The 21,198-nt window shown below is 66.4% G+C and carries 23 protein-coding genes and 1 tRNA gene; 17 read left to right on the top strand and 7 right to left on the bottom strand.

Features of this window, described 5'->3' with window-relative positions; genetic code table 11:
• Positions 1-98: 98 nt before the first annotated feature.
• Positions 99-395 carry a 50S ribosomal protein L28 gene (gene rpmB, locus KZX42_RS07790; protein ID WP_248118632.1) on the bottom strand — a complete coding sequence of 99 codons (297 nt, stop codon included), beginning with the start codon at positions 393-395 and terminating at the stop codon, positions 99-101.
• 217 nt (positions 396-612) lie between these two features.
• Between rpmB and KZX42_RS07785 the strand changes: the two genes are divergently transcribed.
• Positions 613-1,122, top strand: a complete 510-nt coding sequence (locus tag KZX42_RS07785; RefSeq protein WP_248118631.1) for a DUF3617 family protein — start codon at positions 613-615, stop codon at positions 1,120-1,122.
• Between the two features lie 203 nt (positions 1,123-1,325).
• Here KZX42_RS07785 and KZX42_RS07780 read toward each other — a convergent pair whose 3' ends face one another.
• Together KZX42_RS07780 and fdxA are read right to left on the bottom strand one after the other, a co-directional pair.
• On the bottom strand, positions 1,326-1,856 hold the full coding sequence (locus KZX42_RS07780) for a CarD family transcriptional regulator (RefSeq protein WP_017505911.1): 531 nt from the start codon (positions 1,854-1,856) through the stop codon (positions 1,326-1,328).
• 302 nt (positions 1,857-2,158) lie between these two features.
• Positions 2,159-2,500, bottom strand: coding sequence for a ferredoxin FdxA (gene fdxA, locus KZX42_RS07775; RefSeq protein WP_017505910.1), 342 nt, complete (start codon positions 2,498-2,500; stop codon positions 2,159-2,161).
• A 197-nt stretch (positions 2,501-2,697) separates the two neighbouring features.
• Between fdxA and KZX42_RS07770 the strand changes: the two genes are divergently transcribed.
• Positions 2,698-3,324 carry a YceI family protein gene (locus KZX42_RS07770; RefSeq protein ID WP_248118630.1) on the top strand — a complete coding sequence of 209 codons (627 nt, stop codon included), beginning with the start codon at positions 2,698-2,700 and terminating at the stop codon, positions 3,322-3,324.
• On the opposite strand, the gene KZX42_RS07765 is transcribed toward KZX42_RS07770, so the two are convergent.
• The 4 genes from KZX42_RS07765 to KZX42_RS07750 are packed head-to-tail and all read right to left on the bottom strand — an operon-like array spanning position 3,311 to position 8,190.
• Complete coding sequence (locus tag KZX42_RS07765; RefSeq protein WP_248118629.1) at positions 3,311-3,589, bottom strand: RNA-binding S4 domain-containing protein; 279 nt, start codon at positions 3,587-3,589, stop codon at positions 3,311-3,313. The genes KZX42_RS07770 and KZX42_RS07765 overlap by 14 nt on opposite strands.
• Positions 3,586-6,075: a helicase-related protein gene (locus KZX42_RS07760; protein ID WP_248118628.1), complete on the bottom strand. Its 2,490-nt coding sequence runs from the start codon at positions 6,073-6,075 to the stop codon at positions 3,586-3,588. Before KZX42_RS07760 ends, KZX42_RS07765 begins: the two co-directional genes overlap by 4 nt.
• Before the next feature lie 34 nt (positions 6,076-6,109).
• On the bottom strand, positions 6,110-6,721 hold the full coding sequence (locus KZX42_RS07755) for a response regulator (RefSeq protein ID WP_248118626.1): 612 nt from the start codon (positions 6,719-6,721) through the stop codon (positions 6,110-6,112).
• A complete protein-coding gene (locus KZX42_RS07750) occupies positions 6,718-8,190 on the bottom strand; it encodes an ATP-binding protein (protein ID WP_248118623.1) in 1,473 nt (490 codons plus the stop codon). The genes KZX42_RS07755 and KZX42_RS07750 overlap by 4 nt, the downstream gene beginning before the upstream one ends.
• A 261-nt stretch (positions 8,191-8,451) precedes the next feature.
• Here KZX42_RS07750 and KZX42_RS07745 point away from each other — a divergent pair, with 261 nt between their 5' ends.
• The 15 genes from KZX42_RS07745 to KZX42_RS07675 all read left to right on the top strand — a co-directional run bounded on the left by KZX42_RS07745 (position 8,452) and on the right by KZX42_RS07675 (position 21,038).
• On the top strand, positions 8,452-9,135 hold the full coding sequence (locus KZX42_RS07745; protein ID WP_248118621.1) for a TorF family putative porin: 684 nt from the start codon (positions 8,452-8,454) through the stop codon (positions 9,133-9,135).
• A 24-nt stretch (positions 9,136-9,159) separates the two neighbouring features.
• Positions 9,160-11,094 carry a methyl-accepting chemotaxis protein gene (locus KZX42_RS07740; protein ID WP_313432194.1) on the top strand — a complete coding sequence of 645 codons (1,935 nt, stop codon included), beginning with the start codon at positions 9,160-9,162 and terminating at the stop codon, positions 11,092-11,094.
• On the top strand, positions 11,094-11,369 hold the full coding sequence (locus tag KZX42_RS07735; protein WP_248118619.1) for an STAS domain-containing protein: 276 nt from the start codon (positions 11,094-11,096) through the stop codon (positions 11,367-11,369). The genes KZX42_RS07740 and KZX42_RS07735 overlap by 1 nt, the downstream gene beginning before the upstream one ends.
• On the top strand, positions 11,366-11,731 hold the full coding sequence (locus KZX42_RS07730) for a response regulator (protein WP_248118617.1): 366 nt from the start codon (positions 11,366-11,368) through the stop codon (positions 11,729-11,731). The genes KZX42_RS07735 and KZX42_RS07730 overlap by 4 nt, the downstream gene beginning before the upstream one ends.
• Before the next feature lie 27 nt (positions 11,732-11,758).
• Positions 11,759-13,972 carry a chemotaxis protein CheA gene (locus tag KZX42_RS07725; protein WP_248118615.1) on the top strand — a complete coding sequence of 738 codons (2,214 nt, stop codon included), beginning with the start codon at positions 11,759-11,761 and terminating at the stop codon, positions 13,970-13,972.
• Between the two features lie 3 nt (positions 13,973-13,975).
• Complete coding sequence (locus KZX42_RS07720) at positions 13,976-14,431, top strand: chemotaxis protein CheW (protein WP_248118613.1); 456 nt, start codon at positions 13,976-13,978, stop codon at positions 14,429-14,431.
• Entirely contained in the window at positions 14,428-15,288 is an 861-nt protein-coding gene (locus KZX42_RS07715) for a protein-glutamate O-methyltransferase (protein ID WP_248118611.1), read from the top strand. Before KZX42_RS07720 ends, KZX42_RS07715 begins: the two co-directional genes overlap by 4 nt.
• The gene (locus tag KZX42_RS07710; RefSeq protein WP_248118610.1) at positions 15,285-16,322 is read left to right on the top strand and encodes a chemotaxis response regulator protein-glutamate methylesterase; all 1,038 of its coding nucleotides are present in this window, start codon (positions 15,285-15,287) and stop codon (positions 16,320-16,322) included. Before KZX42_RS07715 ends, KZX42_RS07710 begins: the two co-directional genes overlap by 4 nt.
• A gap of 15 nt (positions 16,323-16,337) precedes the next feature.
• Entirely contained in the window at positions 16,338-16,727 is a 390-nt protein-coding gene (locus KZX42_RS07705; RefSeq protein ID WP_248118608.1) for a response regulator, read from the top strand.
• Positions 16,724-17,266 (top strand): chemotaxis protein CheD, encoded by a 543-nt coding sequence (locus KZX42_RS07700; protein ID WP_248118606.1) that lies wholly within the window; start codon positions 16,724-16,726, stop codon positions 17,264-17,266. Before KZX42_RS07705 ends, KZX42_RS07700 begins: the two co-directional genes overlap by 4 nt.
• A gap of 2 nt (positions 17,267-17,268) precedes the next feature.
• On the top strand, positions 17,269-17,619 hold the full coding sequence (locus KZX42_RS07695; protein WP_248118604.1) for a hypothetical protein: 351 nt from the start codon (positions 17,269-17,271) through the stop codon (positions 17,617-17,619).
• 4 nt (positions 17,620-17,623) lie between these two features.
• A complete protein-coding gene (locus KZX42_RS07690; protein ID WP_248118602.1) occupies positions 17,624-18,211 on the top strand; it encodes a response regulator in 588 nt (195 codons plus the stop codon).
• The gene (locus tag KZX42_RS07685; protein ID WP_248118600.1) at positions 18,208-18,678 is read left to right on the top strand and encodes a hypothetical protein; all 471 of its coding nucleotides are present in this window, start codon (positions 18,208-18,210) and stop codon (positions 18,676-18,678) included. The genes KZX42_RS07690 and KZX42_RS07685 overlap by 4 nt, the downstream gene beginning before the upstream one ends.
• 220 nt (positions 18,679-18,898) lie before the next feature.
• Positions 18,899-18,975, top strand: a tRNA-Arg gene (locus tag KZX42_RS07680).
• Between the two features lie 302 nt (positions 18,976-19,277).
• Positions 19,278-21,038 (top strand): P-loop NTPase fold protein, encoded by a 1,761-nt coding sequence (locus KZX42_RS07675; RefSeq protein ID WP_248118598.1) that lies wholly within the window; start codon positions 19,278-19,280, stop codon positions 21,036-21,038.
• Positions 21,039-21,198: the final 160 nt, after the last annotated feature.

Here is a 21,198-nt window from a genome sequence, read left to right as displayed (position 1 = left end):
CCAGCGGCGGGAAAGGCTTAGCGCGGCAGGTCCGACGCGCAAAGAAAAAGGCCGGCGTCTCCGCCGGCCTCTTCCAGAACTTTATGACGTCGCCGGACTTAGGCGGCGGCTTGTTCGGCCAGCTTGGCGCGAACCTGACGCTTGATGCGCTGGGCGGCGATCGACAGCTGCTCGTCGCGGGCCTTGACGATGAAGGCGTCCAGGCCGCCCTTGTAGTCCAGGGTGCGCAGGGCGGCGTTCGAGATACGCAGGCTGAAGGTCTGGCCCAGCGAGTCCGACGTGACCTTGACCGTCTTCAGCGACGGCAGGAAGCGGCGCTTGGTCTTGATGTTCGAGTGGCTCACGTTGTGGCCGACCATGGGGCCGATACCGGTGAGTTCGCAACGACGCGACATCGTCAGATCCTTAAGGTGCGGCGTTCGCCCCAAAAACGCTGGGAGCAGACGCATGAAACAGTTGCGCGCGGGAACCAGCCCGCGCGAGAGGGGGCCGTATAAGGGAAGAGGCGGTTCGGCGTCAAGTCGAGTCTGGACGGGAACGGTCGATCCTTCGTCCGTCCGGGAACGGGGCCGTTCAGGCCTCGTTCAAATCCTGACCTTTATGCCCCATATCATGAACATCTCCCCTGAACAGAAGGCCGCCATGTCCCGTCCGTCGCTGATCGACCGCCTGCCCAAGAGGGCGCTCGCCGTTCTGGCCCCGGTGATGGTCGGCGGCGTCATGCTGGCCGCCCCCGCCATCGCACCCGCCCAGACGGCGGCCCAGAGCGAGGTCCTGCCGGGCTATTGGGAATACACCACCAGCGCGGTAGGTCAGCGCGACACCGAGCAGAAGTGCGTGCGCCCCAGCGAGATCAACCGCTTCTTCGGCGGTCTTTCGACCAACAAATGGCGCTGCACCTATCCGACGCGCGTGGTCGGGGGCGGAAACGCCCGGTTCGAGGGCACGTGTCAGGATCGCAAGGGCCGGCGCATCGCCGTGCGCCTGAACGGAACCTACACCGACACCAGCTTCAGCTTCCGCGGCGGCGCTCAGCTGGTGCGCGGCACCCCCTACATCCCCGCCAGCATCACCGCGCGCCGTCTAGCCGCCCAGTGCCCGGCGAACGCGGAATATTTCTGAAGGCGGGGGTGACGCTCAAATTTTGTCATCCTCGCCCTTTGTGGCGAGGATCCGTAGATTCAGATGTCTGCTGTAAGCCTCGATTTCGTCCGCGCCGGAAATCCGGCGTCAAGGGCCAGGATGACGGGTCCGGAAATAGGCGAGGCTGAAACAAAAAGGCCCCGGATCGCTCCGGGGCCTTTTCGTTTGTTCGACCGTGAAGCCTAGGCGGCTTCGGCGGTTGGGACCGGCTTCTTGGCGCTGAGCGACTTGGCCAGCAGTTCGACGGCGGCGTCCTTGTCGATCTTGTTGGCGGCTGCGACTTCGCGGGCCATGCGGTCCAGAGCCGATTCATAGAGCTGGCGCTCCGAATAGGACTGTTCCGGCTGGGTGTCGGCGCGGTGCAGGTCGCGGACCACTTCGGCGATGGAGATCAGGTCGCCCGAGTTGATCTTGGCTTCGTATTCCTGGGCGCGACGCGACCACATGGTGCGCTTGATGCGCGCCCGGCCCTTCAGGGTGGTCAGGGCCTTGGTCACGACGTCGTCGGCGGCCAGCGAGCGCAGACCCGCCGTCACGGCCTTCTTGGTCGGGACGCGCAGGGTCATCTTCTCGTGGTCGAAGGTCACGACATAGACTTCCAGCGACATGCCGGCGACTTCCTGCGTCTCGATCGCGGCGACCTTGCCGACGCCGTGCGCGGGATAGACGACCGCGTCGCCAACCTTGAACTCCAGACCAGTCTTGCTCGTCATATTCGTCCTTTCCCGGTCAGGGCCGGGCGACGCGAAGGCGCAGGAAACGCAAACAGAATCTCACCCGCCGGATCGCTCCGTCGGAGGGGATGATGTAGGGCGTCAAATGCGGAAACGGATCACCAAACCTCTGGCCGATCCCGTCTGTGGGCGGGATTCTGTCGCAAACACGGGCGGCGCGAAGTTTTCGCGGACCGCCCGATCCAATGAAACAGAACCTATCACAAATCTGCGGAATTTCAAAACGTCCACAAGGCGGACGCGGATCTGCCGCAAGGCTGGCCCGGGCCCGAGCCTTGGCGTCAGGACCCCTTGCCCGGTTTGGGGCTGAAGTATTTCTCGTACTTGCCGGTCTCGCGCTCGTACTGTTCGCGGTCGGCGGGGGGCGTGCCCTTGACGGTGATGTTGGGCCAGACCTTGGCGTATTCGGCGTTGACCTGCAGCCACTTGCCGTCCGGCTCGTCCTCGGTGTCGGGCACGATGGCGTCGACGGGGCATTCCGGCTCGCACACGCCGCAGTCGATGCATTCGTCCGGCGCGATGACCAGGAAGTTCTCGCCCTCGTAGAAGCAGTCCACCGGACACACCTCGACGCAGTCCATGAACTTACATTTCACGCAGGCGTCGGTGACGATGTAGGTCATTGGGCGGGGAACGAGCGTCAAACTGTGAGCGGGAGGCCTGCGACATGGCGGCCACGCAACCAACTGTCAACAGCAGGGCTTAAGGCGAGAGCCGTTCTCAGGGTGAATGGACGACATCCACCGCGCCTTGACAACGGTCAGGCTTAATCGCAACTGTATTGATTGCATATCCGCCCTTCCATCACAGGATCTCCCCCATGCGCACGCCCTTCGTGAAATACGCCCTCGCCGGCGCCCTGGCGCTCAGCCTCGCGGCCGGCGGCGCCGTGGTCGCCCAGGCCGCCCTGACCACGAACCCGACCGAGGTCACCGCCGGCAACTACGACCTGGAATCCAGCCACGGCAAGATCACGTGGTCGGTCAATCACTTCGGCCTGTCGACCTATACGGGCCAGTTCGTGAACGTGAAGGCCCAGCTGAAGCTTGACCCGGCCAATCCGTCGGCCTCGACGCTGACCGCCACCATTCCGCTGACCGACGTGGCGCCCAACGACGACCGGCTAAAGGCCCACCTGCAGACCGCCGACTTCTTCGACACCGCCAATCATCCGACCGCGACCTTCGTGTCGCGCTCGGTGACGGTCGATCCGTCTGATCGCAACGAAGCGACGGTGGTCGGCGACCTGACCCTGAAGGGCGTGACCAAGCCGGTCACCATTGAGGTGAAGTTCAACGGCGCCGGAACCGTCATGGGCGCCTACAAGTCCGGCTTCGACGGCGAAGCGACCATCAAGCGCTCGGACTTCGGCATCAACTACGCCCTGCCGGCCGTGTCCGACGAGGTGAAGCTGCACATCGAAGGCGAGTTCGTCATTCAAAAGTAAGGGCGTAGAGGGCGCGGGCTTCCTCGGCGGGTCCGCGCCTTTCACCCAGAGCCTCGACACGCAGGCTGACGACGCGCCCGTTCTGGGCGAAGGTCAGCCGGTCGCCGACGTGGACGCAGCGACTGGGCTTGTCCAGCCGCGTCTCGCGCCCGTGATGCGTCAGCCGCACGGCGCCGCGCTCGACCAGGCCGGCGGCCAGGCCCCGCGTCTTCACGAACCGGGCGCGCCACAGCCATATGTCGATGCGGCAGGCGTCCTCGCTCAAGCCTTTGCCTTCCGGCGCGGGCGGCGTCGCTTGGCGCGTGCGGGCGGCGCCTCCGTCAGGGCCGCCAGCGCCGCGAAGGGTGAATCCTTCACCGGCCTGGGCGCGGCGCCTGGCCTGTCCGGCTGTCTGGCGCGGTCGGTCTTCAGGGCGGCGATGACCTGTTTCGCCTGATCGGGGCTCCACCCTAGTTCGGTCAGAGCTTCGTCCGACAGCCGTCCGTGATTGGCGGCGCGCAGTTCAGCCATCCTCTCCAGCGTGTCGACCGGCGCCAGCCAGCGGCCCGCCAGACGCAGGCCATGCGCCGACAGCAGGCGCGGCGAGGGCGTCTCGACCGGGGTCGGGATCAGGTCGGGCGTCGCCGGGATCAGGGGCGCGGCGATGAAGGCTTGGGCGAAATGGCGTGCGCGGGGCTTCTGCAGGCCCGGCAGCCAGACCGAATGCACCCCGACGCGGATGGCGAAGCTTTTCAGCGTGCGCCGCTCCACCTGGCTCAGGGCGGCCAGATCGCGTTCGACCTCGCGCCGGTCGATCAGGCCCCCGGCTTCGATCAGGCGAAAGGCGACGCCGCGCGGCAGGCCCTTGAGGGCGCCGGTCTCGACCGCCTGACGCAGGCGGCGCAGATCACGCAGCGCCCGGCCAGCCTCCGAAGCCAGCCACGCCTCCAGCCGACGCTGCGCCCGCTCGCGCGCAGGCGTGGGGCCAAGATCGCCCAGCAGCCGAACCTGGGGTGAAAACGGATCGGCCCCCTGCGGCGTCGCTGTAATCTGGGCCGTCAGCACGCCGCGCCACAGCACCGCACCGTCGGGCGTGACCGAATAGGCGTCGTCGGTCTCGGCGGCCAACCGTCCCAGACGGCGGTTGATCTCGGGCGTCACGGCGCGGACGGCGGCCTGGCGCAAGGTCCGGTCTTCCAGCGCGGACGACCCCTTCTCCATCTGGAAATGGACACCCTGAAGCTGGCCCACCACCTGTCCCTCGACCGTCACCTCGCCGTCGTCGGCGACGCCTGCAAAGGTGTCGTCGCGCACGTTCAGGGCGCGCATCAGGGCGGTGGTGCGGCGATCCACGAACCGCGCGGTCAGACGTTCGTGCAACACGTCGGACAGCCGGTCCTCCAGCGCGCGGGTCTTGTCGCGCCAACCTTGGGCGTCGTGAACCCAGTCAGGCCGGTTGGCGATGTAGGAGAGGGTGCGCACGGCCGACAGCCGCGCTGAAAGTTGGTCGATCTGGCCGTCGTCACGGTCCACGAAGGCGAAGCGGGGCGCCATCCAGTCGTCCGCCAACCGCCCGCGCTTGCTGGTCAGGGCGGTGAAGACGTCCTTGGCCAGACGGCTGTGCTCATCCAACGTCGTCTTCTGGAAGTCCGGCAGCTGACACGCCTCCCACAGACGCATGATGGCCCCGCGCGAGCGGCCGATGCGGGCGATCTCCTCGTCCCTGATCAGGCGGCGCAGCAGGGTTTCGTCCAAGGCCTCCGCCGTCAGGCTGAGGCCCGACCGCTGGGGCGTGACGGTCAGGGACCGCAGCAGGTCGGGCAGGGTGTCAAAGTCCAGCCGGGCGTTGCGCCACTCCGCCGCCTCGACCGGATCGAACCGGTGTTCGACCACCTGTTCGACCAGATCGGGATCCAGGTCCTCGGCTTCGGCCGTCACGCCGAAAGTGCCGTCGCGCAGATGGCGGCCCGCTCGGCCCGCGATCTGGCCGATCTCATGGGCGTGCAGCCAGCGGGTCCGCCTGCCGTCGAACTTTCTCAGGCCCGCAAAGGCGACATGGTCCACGTCCATGTTCAGCCCCATGCCGATGGCGTCGGTGGCGACCAGGAAGTCGACCTCGCCCGACTGATACAGGGCCACTTGAGCGTTGCGGGTGCGGGGACTGAGCGAGCCCATGACCACCGCCGCCCCGCCGCGCTGACGCCGGATCAGCTCAGCGATGGCGTAAACCCGGTCGGTGGAGAAGGCGACGATGGCGCTGCGTCGAGGCAGGCGGGTCAGCTTCTTGGACCCCGCATAGGACAGGGTGGACAGGCGATCCCGCGTCACGATCTCGACGTCCGGGACCAGACGGCGGATCAGCGGCTCCATCGTGCCCGCGCCCAAGAACATGGTCTCGAACCGGCCGCGCGCGTGCAGCAGCCGCTGGGTGAAGACGTGGCCGCGCTCCGGGTCGGCGACCAGCTGGATCTCGTCGATAGCCAGGAACTCGACCGAGCGTTCCAGCGGCATCGCTTCGACCGTGCAGACGAAATAGTGCGGGCGCGTCGGGACGATCTTCTCCTCGCCCGTGATCAGGGCGACGGCGGCGGCCCCGCGCAACCTGACGATCCGCTCATAGATTTCCCGCGCCAGCAGCCGCAGCGGCAGGCCGATCATGCCCGAGGCATGACCCAGCATCCGCTCGACCGCCAGATGGGTCTTGCCGGTGTTGGTGGGGCCCAGAACCGCGGTGACGCGCGATGGGGCCAGGCCTGCGGACCGGTCGCTCATGATTGTTCTAAGGTGGCGACGATTTCGCTCCGGCTCAAGCGTCGCCTAGACGCATTCCGATCCGCACCAGGGTGGACAGGTTCGGCGCCTGCATCTTGGTCATCACCTTGGCGCGGAAAATCTCGACGGTGCGCGGGCTGATCTCCAGACGAAGGGCGATCTCCTTGTTGGAGCAACCGTCGATCAGGGCGTCGAACACCTGGCGCTCGCGGTTGGTCAGGGAGGCGAGGCGGCCTTGCGCCTCCTCGCGCGCGGCGCGTTCGGCCTCCAGCCCGCTCAGCGAGGCGATGCAGCGGCCGACGCTGTCCAGGATCTGCTGCGGATCGAACGGCTTTTCGATGAAGTCCGAGACGCCCGCCTTCATCAGCTGCACCGCCAGCGGCACGTCGGCGTGGCCGGTGATGACGATGACCGGCCAGCTGTCGCCGCGCAGGGTCTTCAATCGGCGCACAAGCTCCGGCCCCTCGACCCCCGGCATCCGAACGTCGGTGACGACGCAGGCGCTGGCGTCTGTCGGCAGGTCGCCCAGAAAGTCGTCGGCGCTGACGAAGGCTCGGGCGCGAAACCCGGCGCCGCGCAACATCAGGGTCAGGGCGTCGCGCATGGCGGGATCGTCGTCGACGATGAAGATGGAATGCGGGGTCATGGGGCTTCAGACTCCGTGGGGCGTGACAATCGAAACGTGAAACAGGCTCCGCCGTCCTGCGGACGGCTGACGACCAGGGCCGAGCCGTGGCTTTCGACAATGGAGCGGGTGACGGACAGGCCCAGGCCCATGCCGCCGGTCTTGGTCGAGATCATCGGGTCGAAGATGCGGTGCATCTGATCCTCGGCGATGCCCGGCCCATTGTCGCGCACCGAAATCTCGTAGCCCTCGGAGCCAAGCGTGCGACCGATCACCGTCACCAGACCGTCGTCGCGGTCCATGACCGCATCCACGGCGTTTCGGATCAGGTTGGCCAGGGCCTGCTGTAACTGGATGCGGTCGGCCAGCACCTGATCGTCCGCTCCGTCGGTTTCTATGCGAATGGCGACGCCGGTGTCCTGACCGATCAGGGCGATCACCGGCTCCAGGTCGCGAATGATCTGCGCGGCCCGCTCCTCGCTGAAGGCGCGCGACCCGTTGGAGATCATTTCGCGCATCCGCCGGATGATGTCGCCCGCGCGCAGCAACTGGGCCTTGGCCAGGTCCAGGGTGTCGACGGTCGGTTCGGCTGCGGGGCCGATCCGGGACAGATCGGTCCGACCTGCGTGCAGATAGACTGCGGCCGCGCTGAGCGGCTGATTCAACTCGTGCGCCAGCGTCGCGGCCATTTCGCCCATGGAGTTCAGACGCCAGACGCTGCTGAGGCGGTCGTTCAACTCACGTTCCTGGCGTCGGGTCGCCTCGGCCTGGCTCTGGTCCGTCAGGGTCAGGACGATCCGTTCCGGCGCGGCGTCGTCGGCCAGCTTATGCGCGTTGATGGTCAGGCGGACCGGCTCCTGGCCTGGACGCTCGATCAGCCACAGCCGGGACGCCTCGTCGCCCCGCGCCGAACCCTCAGCCGGCGTTGCGTCGAAACCGGGCGCCAGATCATCGAAACGTCGCCCGATGGCCTGTTGCGGTTCAAGCCCCAGCAGCGCGGCGGCGCTTCGGGTGATGCGCCGGATTCGGCCGCCGTCGTCCAGAGTGACCACGGACATGGAGGCCAGGATGGTGGTCAGCAGCGTCTTGCGATGCGCCAGGTTGCGGGCCAGGGTTTCGGCCGCATCGCGAGACGCCCGCAGGCGGCTGCAGGCCTCTGCCACGGCTAGCCCGACCAGGGCGAACAGGCCGCCGTTCGCCATCGTATCCACCACGCCGCCCCGTCTGACCGTCAGCTCTATCCCGACGATGGACAGAATGATCGACAGGAAGACCGAGCTGCGCGGCGCCAGAAGGGCGGTGATCATCACTGCCGGCACCATTGGCAGGTAATAGAATTTGGCGACGGGCTCCAGCGCCAGCCTCAATCCCATCGCCGCCAATACGCTGGTGCATGCGATCAAGGCGCCGCCCGGCCAGGTGTTCGCCAGGCGAAGGTTCAGAAAACCCCGCGCGCCAGCAAGGGGAAAGTCGCTTTTACCAGGGCTCATGCTGACGGACGCAAAACAGCCGGGCGCTCCCTTAGCCGTCTTTTCGGCGTATTTCGGTATAGGCCATCCTCTAATGCGGGGAAATACGTAATCCGCGGAGTTGAGGGCTGTGCGCGCAATCGGTGTGCCGCAGATGTGCGAAACAGAGGCTCGAAGCCGGCTGCGGCTACGCACTTCTACATAAGGATGAAATTCCGCCCGGCATTAATCATCGCCTCACGCTTGGAAAGCATATTGCGACGGTTCCAGGGGCTTTCGATCTTGCGTCGCCAAACCATTGCATTCCCAGCGGTCGTCGTAGGCCTCGTTTTCGCGTTTCCCCTTGTCGCCCAGGCGCAATCCCTTTCCGGCGAGGCGGGCGTCGCCAGCCAGTACGTCGGCAAGGGCCTGGGCAAGAGCGACGGCGACATCGCGCCCTTCGCCAAGGTCGAGACCGTGCTGGGCCAGGCTTACGTCAGCGTCTTCGCGACAGACGCCGCCGGGTCGCAGGGCTACGATATGGAAATCATATCGACCTTGGGCTGGCGGCCGAGAGCGGCGGGTTTCGCCTTCGATCTGGCCGTCCTGAACCGCGACCTGCCGGGCAGCCGCGCGGGCGTGGACGCCAACTATTGGGAATATCAGGCTGACGCCGCTCGCAAGCTGGGCCCGGTCGCGACGCGGATTCGCGTCAACTATTCGCCCGACGGTTTCGCCGCGACGAAGGCCGCCTGGTGGCTGGAGCTTCAGGGCGCCGTCGCAATGTCCGCCGCCACCAAGGTTTCGGCTGCCGTCGCTAATCGCATGGCGGACGGCGGGGTTGATTACAACGCCTGGAACCTGGGCGCCAAACGCCGACTGACCGACGCCGTCGGCCTGGATCTGCGCTGGTACGACACCGACCGCCACAACGCGGGCGAACCCTATGAAGGTCGCCTCGTGGCCTCCGCCGCCTATTCGTTTTGATTGACCCAGTAAGGGGATATTGAGTTGAAGCTTATCGAAAACATGCCGGTCGGCCGAAAGCTGTTCACGGCCTTCGCCCTTGTGCTGACGACCATCGCCGTAATGGGCGTGGTCATCGTCGCCAGTTTGGTCAGGATCAATGCGGCCGGCGATCAAAGGACGTTGGAGAACAAGGCGATCCGCGACGCCGCCGCCGCCGAGTTCTATGTCACGCGCCAGGAAAACGCCTTCCGCGGGTATCTTCTGTCCGAGGATCCCTATTATCGTCAGCGGGTCGATGAGCATCGCGCCAAGTTCCTCGAGGCGATGGAGGAACTGCGTGATGACCTCTCGGGCCAGCGCGAGACGCCGATCGACCGGGCGATCCAGGCCAACACCGTATGGTACGAGAACGTGGTCGTGGCGGGATCGGCCATGATGGCGAATGGTCGCAAGGCCGAGGCGCTTGGCCTTGTGGGGCGCAAGGGTCTGGCCGACACCTATCTGGCGCCGCTGGAAACAGCGATCGACGAGATCAAGGAAGCGAACACCGCTGCGGTCGCTGCTGCGCGGCAGGCGCAGTCGCAGGCCTCCAACGCCGCCATGGTCGCCGTCGTCGCCGGCCTGATCGCGGCCCTGCTGATCGCCCTGGCGGCGGGTTTCCTGACCTCGCGCGCGATCGTGCGTCCGCTGTTCGCCATCATCGGCCATATGCAGAAGCTGATGGCGGGCGACACGGGGATCCAGATTTCCGGGGCGAACCGCAAGGATGAGTTCGGCAAGATGAGCCAGGCTGTCGTGGCCTTCCGCGACGCCGCCGTCGAAAAAATGCGCATCGAACAGGAAGCCCTGGCCCAGCGTTCGCTGTCTGAGCAGGAGCGTGCGGCCAACGAGGCGGAGAAGGCCAGGATCGCGGCCGAGGACAAGGCGGCCCTCGAGGCCCTGGCCACCGGCCTGTCGGCCATGGCGAACGGGGATCTGACGCACCGCTTCACCCTGGAGGTGGCGCCGCGAGCCGAGCGGTTGAAGTCCGACTTCAACGCCGCCATCGCCCAGCTTCAGGGCGCGGTGTCTGTGGTCGTCGCCAATGTGGCGGGCATCCGCTCGGGCGCGGGCGAGATCAGCCAGGCCGCCGACGACCTGTCGCGACGCACCGAACAACAGGCCGCCAGCCTGGAAGAGACCGCCGCAGCCCTGGATCAGATCACCGCCACGGTGAACAAGACCGCCTCGGGCGCGCGCCAGGCGTCGGATGTCGTCCAGGCCGCGCGCGGCGACGCCGAGAAAAGCGGCGTGGTGGTGCGCGACGCCGTCTCCGCCATGACGGCCATCGAGACCTCCTCGTCGCAGATCAGCCAGATCATCGGGGTGATCGACGAGATCGCCTTCCAGACCAACCTTCTGGCCTTGAACGCGGGAGTGGAGGCGGCGCGGGCTGGCGACGCCGGTCGCGGCTTCGCGGTCGTGGCGTCGGAGGTTCGCGCCCTGGCCCAGCGTTCGGCCGAGGCCGCCAAGGAGATCAAGACCCTGATCTCGGCCTCGACGGGCCAGGTCGGCGCGGGCGTCAAACTGGTCGGCGAGACCGGGGAGGCGCTGCAACGGATCGTGGACCGGGTCGCCGAGATCGACAGCCTGGTCACCGAAATCGCCGCCTCGGCCCAGGAGCAGGCCGTCGGCCTGGCCCAGGTCAATACGGCCGTGAACCAGATGGATCAGGTCACCCAGCAGAACGCCGCCATGGTCGAACAGTCCACCGCCGCCAGCCATTCGCTGGCCCAGGAAGCGGAAAGCCTGCAGGCCTCGGTGGCCCAGTTCCGGGTCGGCGAAAGCCCGTTGCGGATGGCCCCGGTCGCACCGCCGCGCGCATCCGCCCCGTCCGCGCCCAGCCGAATGGTCGCCGCGCTGAAGACCCTGGGACGCGGCGGCGCCGCCCTGAAGCCGCAACCCGCGCCTACCGAAGACGGATGGGAGGAGTTCTGATGGCCGATCTGCTGGTTCTGCCCGAAATCCTGGACCTGAAGGCGGCGGCGCCGCTGAAGGCCGAGCTCCTGGCGCGACGCGGCCGCGACCTGGTGCTGGACGCCTCCGGCGTCCAGCGGCTGGGTGGTCTTTGCCTTCAGGTGCTGCTGTCGGCCGCCCGAACCTGGGCCGCCGATGGCGTCAACCTAAGGTTAGGTTCTGTGTCGCAACCTTTGGGCGAACAATGGGCGGCTTTCGGCGCGCCCGATCTGATCAACGAAGGGGCTCAAGCGTGACCAAGACCGTTTTGACGATCGACGATTCGCGCACCATGCGGGACATGCTGTTGCTGGCGCTGGAGGATGCGGGCTATACCGTGATCCAGGCCGTGGACGGGATCGACGGTCTGGAAACCCTGGCCGCGCGGGGCGCCGACGTCGTCATCACCGACATCAACATGCCGCGCATGGACGGGTTCGGGGTGATCGAGGGCGTGCGCGCCGATCCGAACCACCGCGCCACGCCCGTCCTGGTCCTGACCACCGAAAGCGATGTCGAGAAGAAGGCGCGCGCCCGCGCGGCCGGCGCCACGGGCTGGATCGTCAAACCCTTCGACCCCGCAAAGCTGGTGGACGCCGTTCGCCGCGTCGCGGCCTGATCGACACGCCCGCCGGACCCGCAATCAATGGACGCCTTCGAATCCATCAAAGCCACCTTCTTCCAGGAATGCGACGAACTGCTCGCGGACCTGGAGGCCAAGCTGATGCTGCTTGAGCAGGGGCAGACGGACCTGGAGACGATCAACGCCGTCTTCCGCGCCGTCCACTCCGTCAAGGGCGGGGCGGGGGCCTTCGGGCTGGAGGCGCTGGTCCGGTTCGCCCATGTGTTCGAAACCCTGATGGACGAGTTGCGCGCGGGCCGGAAACCGTGCGACGCGGTCACGATCAAGACCCTGCTGCGCGCCTCCGACGTGCTGGCCGATCATATCCAGGCCGCCCAGGGGCTGATCCCGCCGGTGGACGAGGCGCGCTCGGCCGCCCTGGTCGGCGAACTGGAGGTCCTGACGCATGGCGGCGAGGCTCCGCCGCCCGTCATGGAGGAAGACGACGACTTCGGCTTCACCCCCATGGCTTTCGATATGGCGTTGGACGAACCCGCCGCGCCCATGGGCGCCGCCCCTGCCGGGTGGCGGATCGTGTTCAGGCCGATGGGGCGGATGTACGCCAACGCCAACGAGGCGGGCCTGCTGCTGCGCGAACTGGGACGGCTTGGCCCGACCCAGGTCAACCTGGACGACAGCGCGGTTCCCACGCTGGACGCCCTGTCGGTCGAAGACGGCTGCCTGACCTGGACTGTCGATCTGTCGGCCGATGTGGACGAGGCCGAGGTGCGCGAGGTTTTCGACTTCGTGGAAAGCGACTGCGACCTGACCATCACGCCGCTGGGCGAGGCGTCCGACGCCGTCCCTGATGCTTCCGCCGCCGCCGTTGTCTTTGAGGACGAGCCAGCCGCGATCCTGCCCGCCGCCGACGATCTGGACATCGCCGCCCTGCTGGCCCGCGCGACCGGCGCTGTGGCTGACCTCGTACCGGAGGCGGCGTCCGAAGCCGTGCCCGAAATCCCGGCCTTCGTCGCCCCCGCGCCTGAACCGGCCCCGGCCGCCATGCCGATGGCGACGCCCGCCGCCTCGGCCGCCGCGCCCGTCACGATCCGGGTCGATCTGGATCGGGTGGATCGTCTGATAAACGTGGTGGGGGAACTGGTCATCCAGCAGGCCATGCTGTCCCAGCGCGTGCTGGAAAGCGGCCTGGCCCGGTCCTCGGGCATCGCGCTCGGCATGGAGGATCTGGAGCTTCTGACGCGCGAGATTCAGGACAGCGTCATGGCCATCCGCGCCCAGCCGGTGAAATCGGTGTTCCAGCGTATGCCGCGACTGGTGCGCGAGGTCGCGGACATGGTCTCCAAACAGGTTCGCCTGGTCACGGCCGGCGAGGATACCGAGGTTGACAAGACCGTGGTCGAACGCCTGGCCGAGCCGATCACCCACATGCTCCGCAACGCCATCGACCATGGGCTGGAAACGCCCGAGGAGCGTGTCGCCGCCGGCAAGCCGGCCGAAGGAACGGTGCGTCTGGCCGCCCTGCACCGCTCGGGTCGGATCGTCATCGAAATCGCCGACGACGGACGCGGCATCAATCGCGAGCGGGTCAGGAAGATCGCCGTGGACAAGGGTCTGATCGCGCCCGACGCCGCGCTCAGCGACGAACAGGTCGACAATCTGATTTTCGCGCCCGGCTTCTCCACCGCCGCCGTGGTGTCCGACATTTCGGGCCGTGGCGTGGGCATGGACGTGGTCAAACGTTCGATCCAGGCCCTGGGCGGCCGCATCTCCATCAGCTCGGTTCCGGGCAAGGGCTCGACCTTCACCCTCAGCCTGCCGCTGACCCTGGCGGTGATGGACGGGATGGTCGTCACCGCCGCCGAGCAGACCCTGATCGCGCCGCTGCCCGCCATCGTCGAAAGCCTGACGCCCCAGGCTGTCGATCTGCACCATGTCGGCGGCGTCGATCCGGTCATCCGTTTCCGCGACCGCTTCCTGCCGCTGATCGACGTGGCCTTCATCATGGGCTTCAGCAGCACGCCCATCGATCCCACCGGCGGCGTCGCCGTAGTGGTCGAGACCGAGGGTGGTCAGCAGGCAGCCCTGCTTTTCGAGGCGATCCAGGGCCAGCGCCAGGTCGTCATCAAGAGCCTGGAGACCAACTACCAGCCGGTGGAAGGCGTCGCCGCCGCCACCATCCTGGGCGACGGCCGCGTCGCCCTGATCCTCGATATCGACGTTCTTGTCGCCGACATGCGCCGCAAGGCGGCCCGCCCCGACCTCAAGCTTGCGAGCTGATTCATGACCGAAGCCAAAGACCCCCAGCGCGAACTGATCGCCTTCCGCATCGGCGCCCAGGAGTTCTGCGTCGACATCATGTCGGTGCGCGAGATCCGCGGCTGGACGCCGGCGACGCCCCTGCCGCGTTCGCCCGGCTATATGAAGGGCGTGATCAACCTGCGCGGCACCGTCCTGCCCATCATCGACCTGGGCGCGCGTTTCGGGCTCGAGACGTCCGAGCCGACGGCCCGCCACGTCATCATGGTCGCCCACATCGGCGGCCGGATGGTCGGCCTGCTGGTCGACGCCGTGTCCGACATCCTGCAGATGAGCGAGGCGGCGGTCCAGCCGACGCCCGATGTCGCCAGCGACCGCGTGAAGACCTTCGTCAAGGGCATCTTCTCCATCGACGGCCGCATGATCAGCCTGATCGAACTGGATCACATCCTGCCGCAGGTCGAGGCCGAAGCCGCATGAACGCCGCCGCCGGTCGGGGATCTATCGTCGAGGGGGAGTTCGTCTTCACCGCGGATGATTTCCGCCACATCGCCGAAATGCTGCACGCCCACGCGGGCATCGCCCTGAACGAGGGCAAGGCGGCCCTGGTCTATTCGCGCCTGGCCAAGCGGCTGCGGACCCTGGGTCTGACCAGCTTTCGCGACTACTGCGCCCTGATCGAGGGGGTGGGCGGGGTGGACGAACGTCAGAAGATGACGGCGGCCCTGACCACCAATGTCACCCGCTTCTATCGCGAGCCGCACCATTTCGACGACCTGCGCGACCGGGTCATGCCGGAACTGGCCGCGCGCGCCCGCGCCGGCGGGCGGGTGCGCCTATGGTCGGCGGCCTGTTCGAACGGGCAGGAGCCGTATTCCATGGCCCTGACTGTGCTCCAGGCCCTGCCCGAGGCGGCGGACCTGGACGTTCGGATCCTGGCCACCGACATCGATCCCAACATGGTCGCGCAGGGCCATGACGGGACCTATTCCGAAGAGGCGCTGGAGCCGGCCCCCGTCACCCTGTGGCGCAAATATTTCGACCGCGCCGACCGCGGACAGTGGACGGCGGGCCAGCAGCTGAAGCGTTTGGTCAGCTTCAAGGAACTGAACCTGATCGGCGATTGGCCGATGAAGGGCCGGTTCGACGTCATCTTCTGCCGCAACGTGGTCATCTATTTCGACGACGCGACCCAGGAACGGGTGTGGCGGCGCTTCACGCCCCTGATGACGCCCGGCGCCACCCTCTACATCGGCCATTCCGAACGGGTGTCAGGGCCCGCAACCAGCCAGTTGCAGACCGCCGGCCTGACCACCTATCGCCTGGCGGCCGCATGAGCCCCGTGCGCGTCCTGGTCGTCGACGACAGCCTGACCATGCGCGGCCTGATCTCGGCCGCGCTCAAGTCTGACCCGGAGATAGAGGTCGTCGGCACGGCCGCCGATCCCATCGAGGCGCGCGCGGCCATCAAGGCCCTGAACCCCGACGTCATCACACTGGACGTCGAGATGCCCAATATGAACGGGCTGGAGTTCCTGGAAAAGATCATGCGGCTGCGGCCGATGCCGGTGGTCATGGTCTCGACCCTGACGGCCGCCGGGACCGACGTGACCCTGGCCGCGCTGGAGATCGGGGCCGTGGACGCGGTGGCCAAGCCGGCGGTCGCCAGCGTCGGCGCCTTCCACGACCTGATCGGCAAGGTGAAGACCGCCGCCCGCTCGCGCGTCCGCGCCAGGGGCGACACGCCGGCCGCCGCCGAGGCCCCGCGCGCCTATCGCCCCGCACCCGATCATGTCCTGGCCATCGGCTCGTCCACCGGCGGGGTCGAGGCCCTGCTGACCGTGCTCAGCGGCTTTCCCGCCAACTGCCCCGCCACCGTCATCACCCAGCATATGCCGGCGACCTTCACCGCCAGTTTCGCCGCTCGTCTGGACCGCGTCTGCGCCCCGACCGTGACCGAGGCCGTGGACGGCGCGCCGCTTCAGCCTGGCCACATCTATCTGGCGCCCGGCGGCGCGACCCATCTGGAGGTCTCGCCCGGCCTGACCCCGCGCTGTCGGTTGGTCCCCAGCGATCCGGTCAACGGCCATCGACCGTCCGTCGACGTTCTGTTCGAATCCGTCGTGCGGCTGAAGCGTCCGATGACGGGCGTCATCCTGACCGGCATGGGCCGCGACGGCGCAAAGGGCCTGTTGGCCATGCGCCAGGCCGGCGGTCGCACCCTGGGCCAGGACGAAGCGTCCTGCGTCGTCTATGGCATGCCCAAGGCCGCCTTCGACCTGGGCGCCGTGGAGCGCCAGTTGCCGCTGCACCGCCTGTCACCCGCCATTCTCGAATCGTGCGCCGATCCGGCCGCACGATCAGTCGCCTAGATCGGGAGCGTAACCATGCCCGCCGCCGCTGCTCTGCAATGTCTGGTCGTCGATGATCAGATGACCATGCGCTCCCTGGTTCGAACCAGTCTTCAGCAGCTCGGCGTGCGCGATATCCGCGAGGCGGCCGACGGCGAGATCGCTCTGCGCGAAATCGTCACCAAGCCCGCCCATCTGATCATCTCGGACTACAATATGCCGAACCTGGACGGCCTGGGCCTGCTGCGCGCCGTCCGCGCCCACCCGCCTACGTCCAAGACCGCCTTCATCATGCTGACCGGCCGCGCCGACCGCGAATTGGTGCAGCGCGCGGTGCAGTTCGGCGTGAACAACTATCTGGTCAAACCCTTCACGGTCGCCCAGCTGAAGGGCAAGCTGGAAGCCGTCTTCGGACCGCTGACATGACCTCATCGGCCGTGACAGACAGCGTGGAGACACGGGTTCACGTCGGTCAGGGCGAACATTTCATCACGTCCGATCCCAACGTCGTCCTCAGCACCATCCTGGGCTCGTGCGTGGCCATGTGTTTGCGCGACCCCCTGGCGGGCGTCGGCGGCATGAACCACTTCCTGCTGCCTGAAGGCGCAGGGGCGGGGACGGATGCGGGCCGCCGCTACGGGGCCTACGCCATGGAACTGCTGATCAATGACCTGCTCAAGGCCGGCGGGCGTCGCGAACGGCTGGAGGCCAAGCTGTTCGGCGGCGGGCGGATGTTCGACAGTCTGCGCGACGTCGGCCGCGCCAACGCCGACTTCGCCGAACGCTTCCTGCGCGACGAGGGGATTCGCGTGGTGGGCGGCAGTCTGCGCGGCGACGGCGGACGACGCCTGCACTACTGGCCCGTCGCCGGTCGCGCCCTGCAACGCGCCGTGACCGACGTGGTCGCGCCCAGGCCCGCGCCCGTCGCAGCCCCGGTCGGCGCCGGCGCGCTGGAACTGTTCTGACCATGAGCGCCCCGTCCGACCACGCCGATCTGCTGGCCGCCGTCTCCGACGAGCTGATGCGGGTGCGCCAGGGCGTCGACGGGATCGAGGCCCTGGTCGGCGACCTGGTCCGCCACGCGCCGCCCGATGAGCGTTCGCACGCCCTGACCCAGGCCCAGGCGCTGGACGCCCTGACCCAGCGCATCGAGGCCCTGTCCGGCGTTCTGCGGCTGTTGAGCGGCGGCGCCAGCCCGTCCGACGCCGTCAGCCAGGTGCCGCTCGCCGACATGGCCGGCCGCCTGCGGCCCGCCGCCGGCCAGCATCGCCCGATCTCCGGCGCAGGCGCCGACGCCGGCGACCTGATGCTGTTCTGATGTCATGACAAAGAACGACCGGGTCAATCTGGCGCATACCACGGTCCTCCTGATCGACGATCAGCCCACGTCCTTGGATATGCTGGCCTCCATCGTCCAGGGCTTCGGCTGCAAGGAGCAGATCAAATGCAACTCGGCGCAAGGGGCGGTCGAACTGCTGGCCCGTCGCGCCGTCGATCTGATCCTGATCGACTGCATCATGCCGGAGATGGATGGCTACGAGTTCGTGCGCTGGCTGCGCCGCGACGCTCCGACGCCGACCCGATACGTCCCCGTCATCATGATCCTGGGTCATGCGTCCCAGGCCAAGGTGCATCAGGGCCGCGACTGCGGCGCCAGCTTCATCGTGGCCAAGCCCCTGTCGCCCGCTCTTCTGCTTAAACGCATCGTCTGGCTGGGCGGCGAGGACCGCGATTTCGTCGACGCCGCCCACTACGTCGGGCCCGACCGTCGGGTGCGCAACTACGGCCCGCCGACCGGCGACGGCCGGCGCGAGGGGGACCTGTCCGGCGAACTGGGCGAGGCGGTGGAAGAGAATATGGATCAGGACGCCATCGACATGATGATGAAACCGATGAAGGTCAGTCTGTGACGGACGCGCCGGCCAAGCCCATCATCCGTAAGGTCCATACCTCGCTGCAGCGTCAGATGGCCCGCCCCGGCGGACGGCTGATCGCCGAGGCCGAATCCCGCGCCAATCAGGCCCTGGAAGGCCAGCGCGACCATGTGTTCTCGCTGCTGAAGAGCAAGATCGACGCCGTGGAGGGCCTTTGCGCCAGCCGTCCGGCCGAGGCCCCGGCGCAGGTCTACGCTTGCGCGTCGGCCATGGTCGACATGGCCGGCTTTCTGGATGTGCCGACCTTCTTCGATGCGGCCTTCAGCCTGTGCGAAATCGCCGATCGCATGCGCGCCGCCGGCGTCTGGTCCTGGCCCTCTGTCGAGGTCCATGTCCGCGTGCTGCGGATCACCCTGGCCGACGCCGGCCAGCCCACGCCTGAATCCAAACGCCTTTTGGAAGGGCTGAACGCCCTGACCGCACACGTCCCTCCCGTGGATTAACGCACCGGCCGTGACTGGCGGAACAAGCGCGAAACGAATCAGGACCGAATCGCCGACACCGCCCCATTCGTCCTTTGTTCACCGCGATATCTGGTAGATTAACCGGCCTTAACCACAAGTGGCCTGTATCCTCCATTTGGGACGTGCACCCCACTTTTTCGTCGCCCGACCGCTCCGACCGCTTCCCCACCCGCCCGCAAATCGCTAGGTCATCGCCCGTGGCCCCGTAGCTCAGCTGCATAGAGCAAGGCTTTCCTAAAGCCGAGGTCGGAGGTTGGAGTCCTCCCGGGGTCGCCATGTTGTTTGTCGAGACCACCTAACGCTGGCTCAGAACCAGCTTAAGTGGCGCAGAATCTGCACTTGGTATGGTTGACATACGTCGTTCGCCCGCTGCCGGGCACGATCGGCCGCTCCTGACCCATCGCGGACGTTCGGAAGGACCGCTTGCAGACCGCCGGGTCATACCCTGTGGCGAAGCCGCACCTGCTATGCAGGTTGGGTTGACGCGGCGGGTATCCCGCTACGCCCTACCGTCGTTCCGGACGAAGGCCTAGGAATCTCTACCGCAATAGTTGTATGGTTAAGGTTCGGGGGAATACATGTGGCGCGATAGCGAGAGCGACCAGGATTTTTTGAACTTTACCGAGGTTGCTGAGCAAATTGCAGTGCTCGCGACTCGCCCTGATTTGTTGCCAGTCTCCATTGGAGTATTCGGAACTTGGGGCACCGGCAAGTCGACCGTGCTGCGCCTCGTCGAAAGCCGATTGGCCCAAACAAACCCTGCGCCCATCATTATCAAGTTCGACGCTTGGCTATACCAAGGCTACGACGACTCCAAAGCCGCTCTTATGGAGGTGGTAGCAGAGCGCCTTCTGAAGGAGGCCAAGGCCGATGAGGGGTTGCTAAATAAGGCAAAGAGCTTCGCGTCTCGGATCAACTATTTCCGAGCGCTCGGCATGGCTGCTGATGTCGGATTGGGAATGGCGCTTGGCGTGCCGCCGGGTCTGTTGACCAGCGCAGGGAGCGCTATCGGCGCAATGGTCTCTGGCCAAGGCGACGCTTCGGACATCGAGGATCTGAAAAGCGGTGGGAAACAGGTGGCCGACGCTTGGTCCAAACTGGTTAAGCCGGCCGAGGCAAGAACCCCGCCCAAAGAAATCGCCGCTTTCCGTGAGGAGTTCGCGGAAATTCTCTCTGACCTTGGGCGACCGCTTGTCCTGTTCATCGACAACCTCGACCGATGCCTTCCCGACGTCGCAATCGGGACCCTTGAAGCGATAAGACTGTTCCTCTTCATCGAAGGGACAGCCTTCGTCATTGCGGCTGATGAGGACATGATCCGCCATTCCGTCGCGAAACATTTCAGTGATCCGAACGCGCAGCACGTCCACGACTACTTGGACAAGGTCATACAGGTGCCAATGCGGGTGCCTCAGGTTGGGGCCGAGGATGTCCGCGCGTACATGTATTCGCTATTTGTCGGTAAGACCGCGCCTACCAAACTCGGCGAAGTTCAAGCCGTTTTGCTCGTAGCCCTCCAGGCGAGCTGGACGGGAGCCACATTCACCCGTCAGGAAATCAACACCGTGGCGGGGAGTCCCGTCGGTCTCCTCGATGAACTGGCCGTCTGCGACAGGCTGGCGCCGATTCTGGCGACGGCACCCACGATCAACGGCAATCCCCGGATCGTAAAGCGACTTCTGAACGCCATCACACTCCGGCAGACTCTAGCGGCTGATCGGAAGATGAACGTGGATTTAGCAACCTTAGCGAAACTTGCGGTCTTCGAGCGAAGCACGGACGCGCTCGCGGCGCAGAAGCTCTATCGGCTGGTCATGGAAGAGGCCAATGCCGACAAGTACCTAATGCCGCACGACAAGCTGAAGGGCGAGCGGCCCGAAACGCCGCCCGAATGGAAAAAGTACGAGCCCTTCATTGCGGAATGGCAAGAAATGGAGCCGCACTTCGAGAATGTCGCGGCTCTTCGGCCAGCAGTATTCCTGAGCCGTGATGTGATGGCTCCGGCGCGCGGCCGGACAGGTCTGAGTGAGGCCGCGAAATCTGCCTTCCAGGCTCTTCTTGGTGTGAACAGCATCAATTCGCCCGCCGCCATTGGCGTGATCGGAAACCTCTCACCGGTGGACGCGAAGGCCGTCATGACTTCCCTTGTCGCTCATCTCCGAGAAGAGGACTGGACGAAAAAGGTGCAAGGCATCCATGGCGCGATCATCCTGGCGGAAACGTCGGCCGAACTGAAGACAGACCTTCGAGCCTTCACGAGCACGCTACAGACCAAGACGATGCAAGCCGGCGTGAAGGCCTTGCTCAAGGCTAAGGGCTTCGCAGCCGAGGGAGGCTAAATGGGAACATCTCAATCGAAGCCGTCAGCCAAACCGGGATCGCCTTTGATCCCCTCTTGGGCTGAGCAGGACCCTCCTCCCACTGGGGTGCCGCAACCGCAGCCTCCCCAAAACGAAGAGGTACTGGAACCGCGAAGAACGACGGGGCTTAGGCGTGCCC

The organism is Brevundimonas sp. EYE_349, from assembly GCF_023147505.1.
Classification (GTDB): domain Bacteria; phylum Pseudomonadota; class Alphaproteobacteria; order Caulobacterales; family Caulobacteraceae; genus Brevundimonas.
The sequence above is the reverse complement of the archived record's forward strand: the minus strand, read 5'-3'. Positions and strand labels throughout refer to the sequence as shown.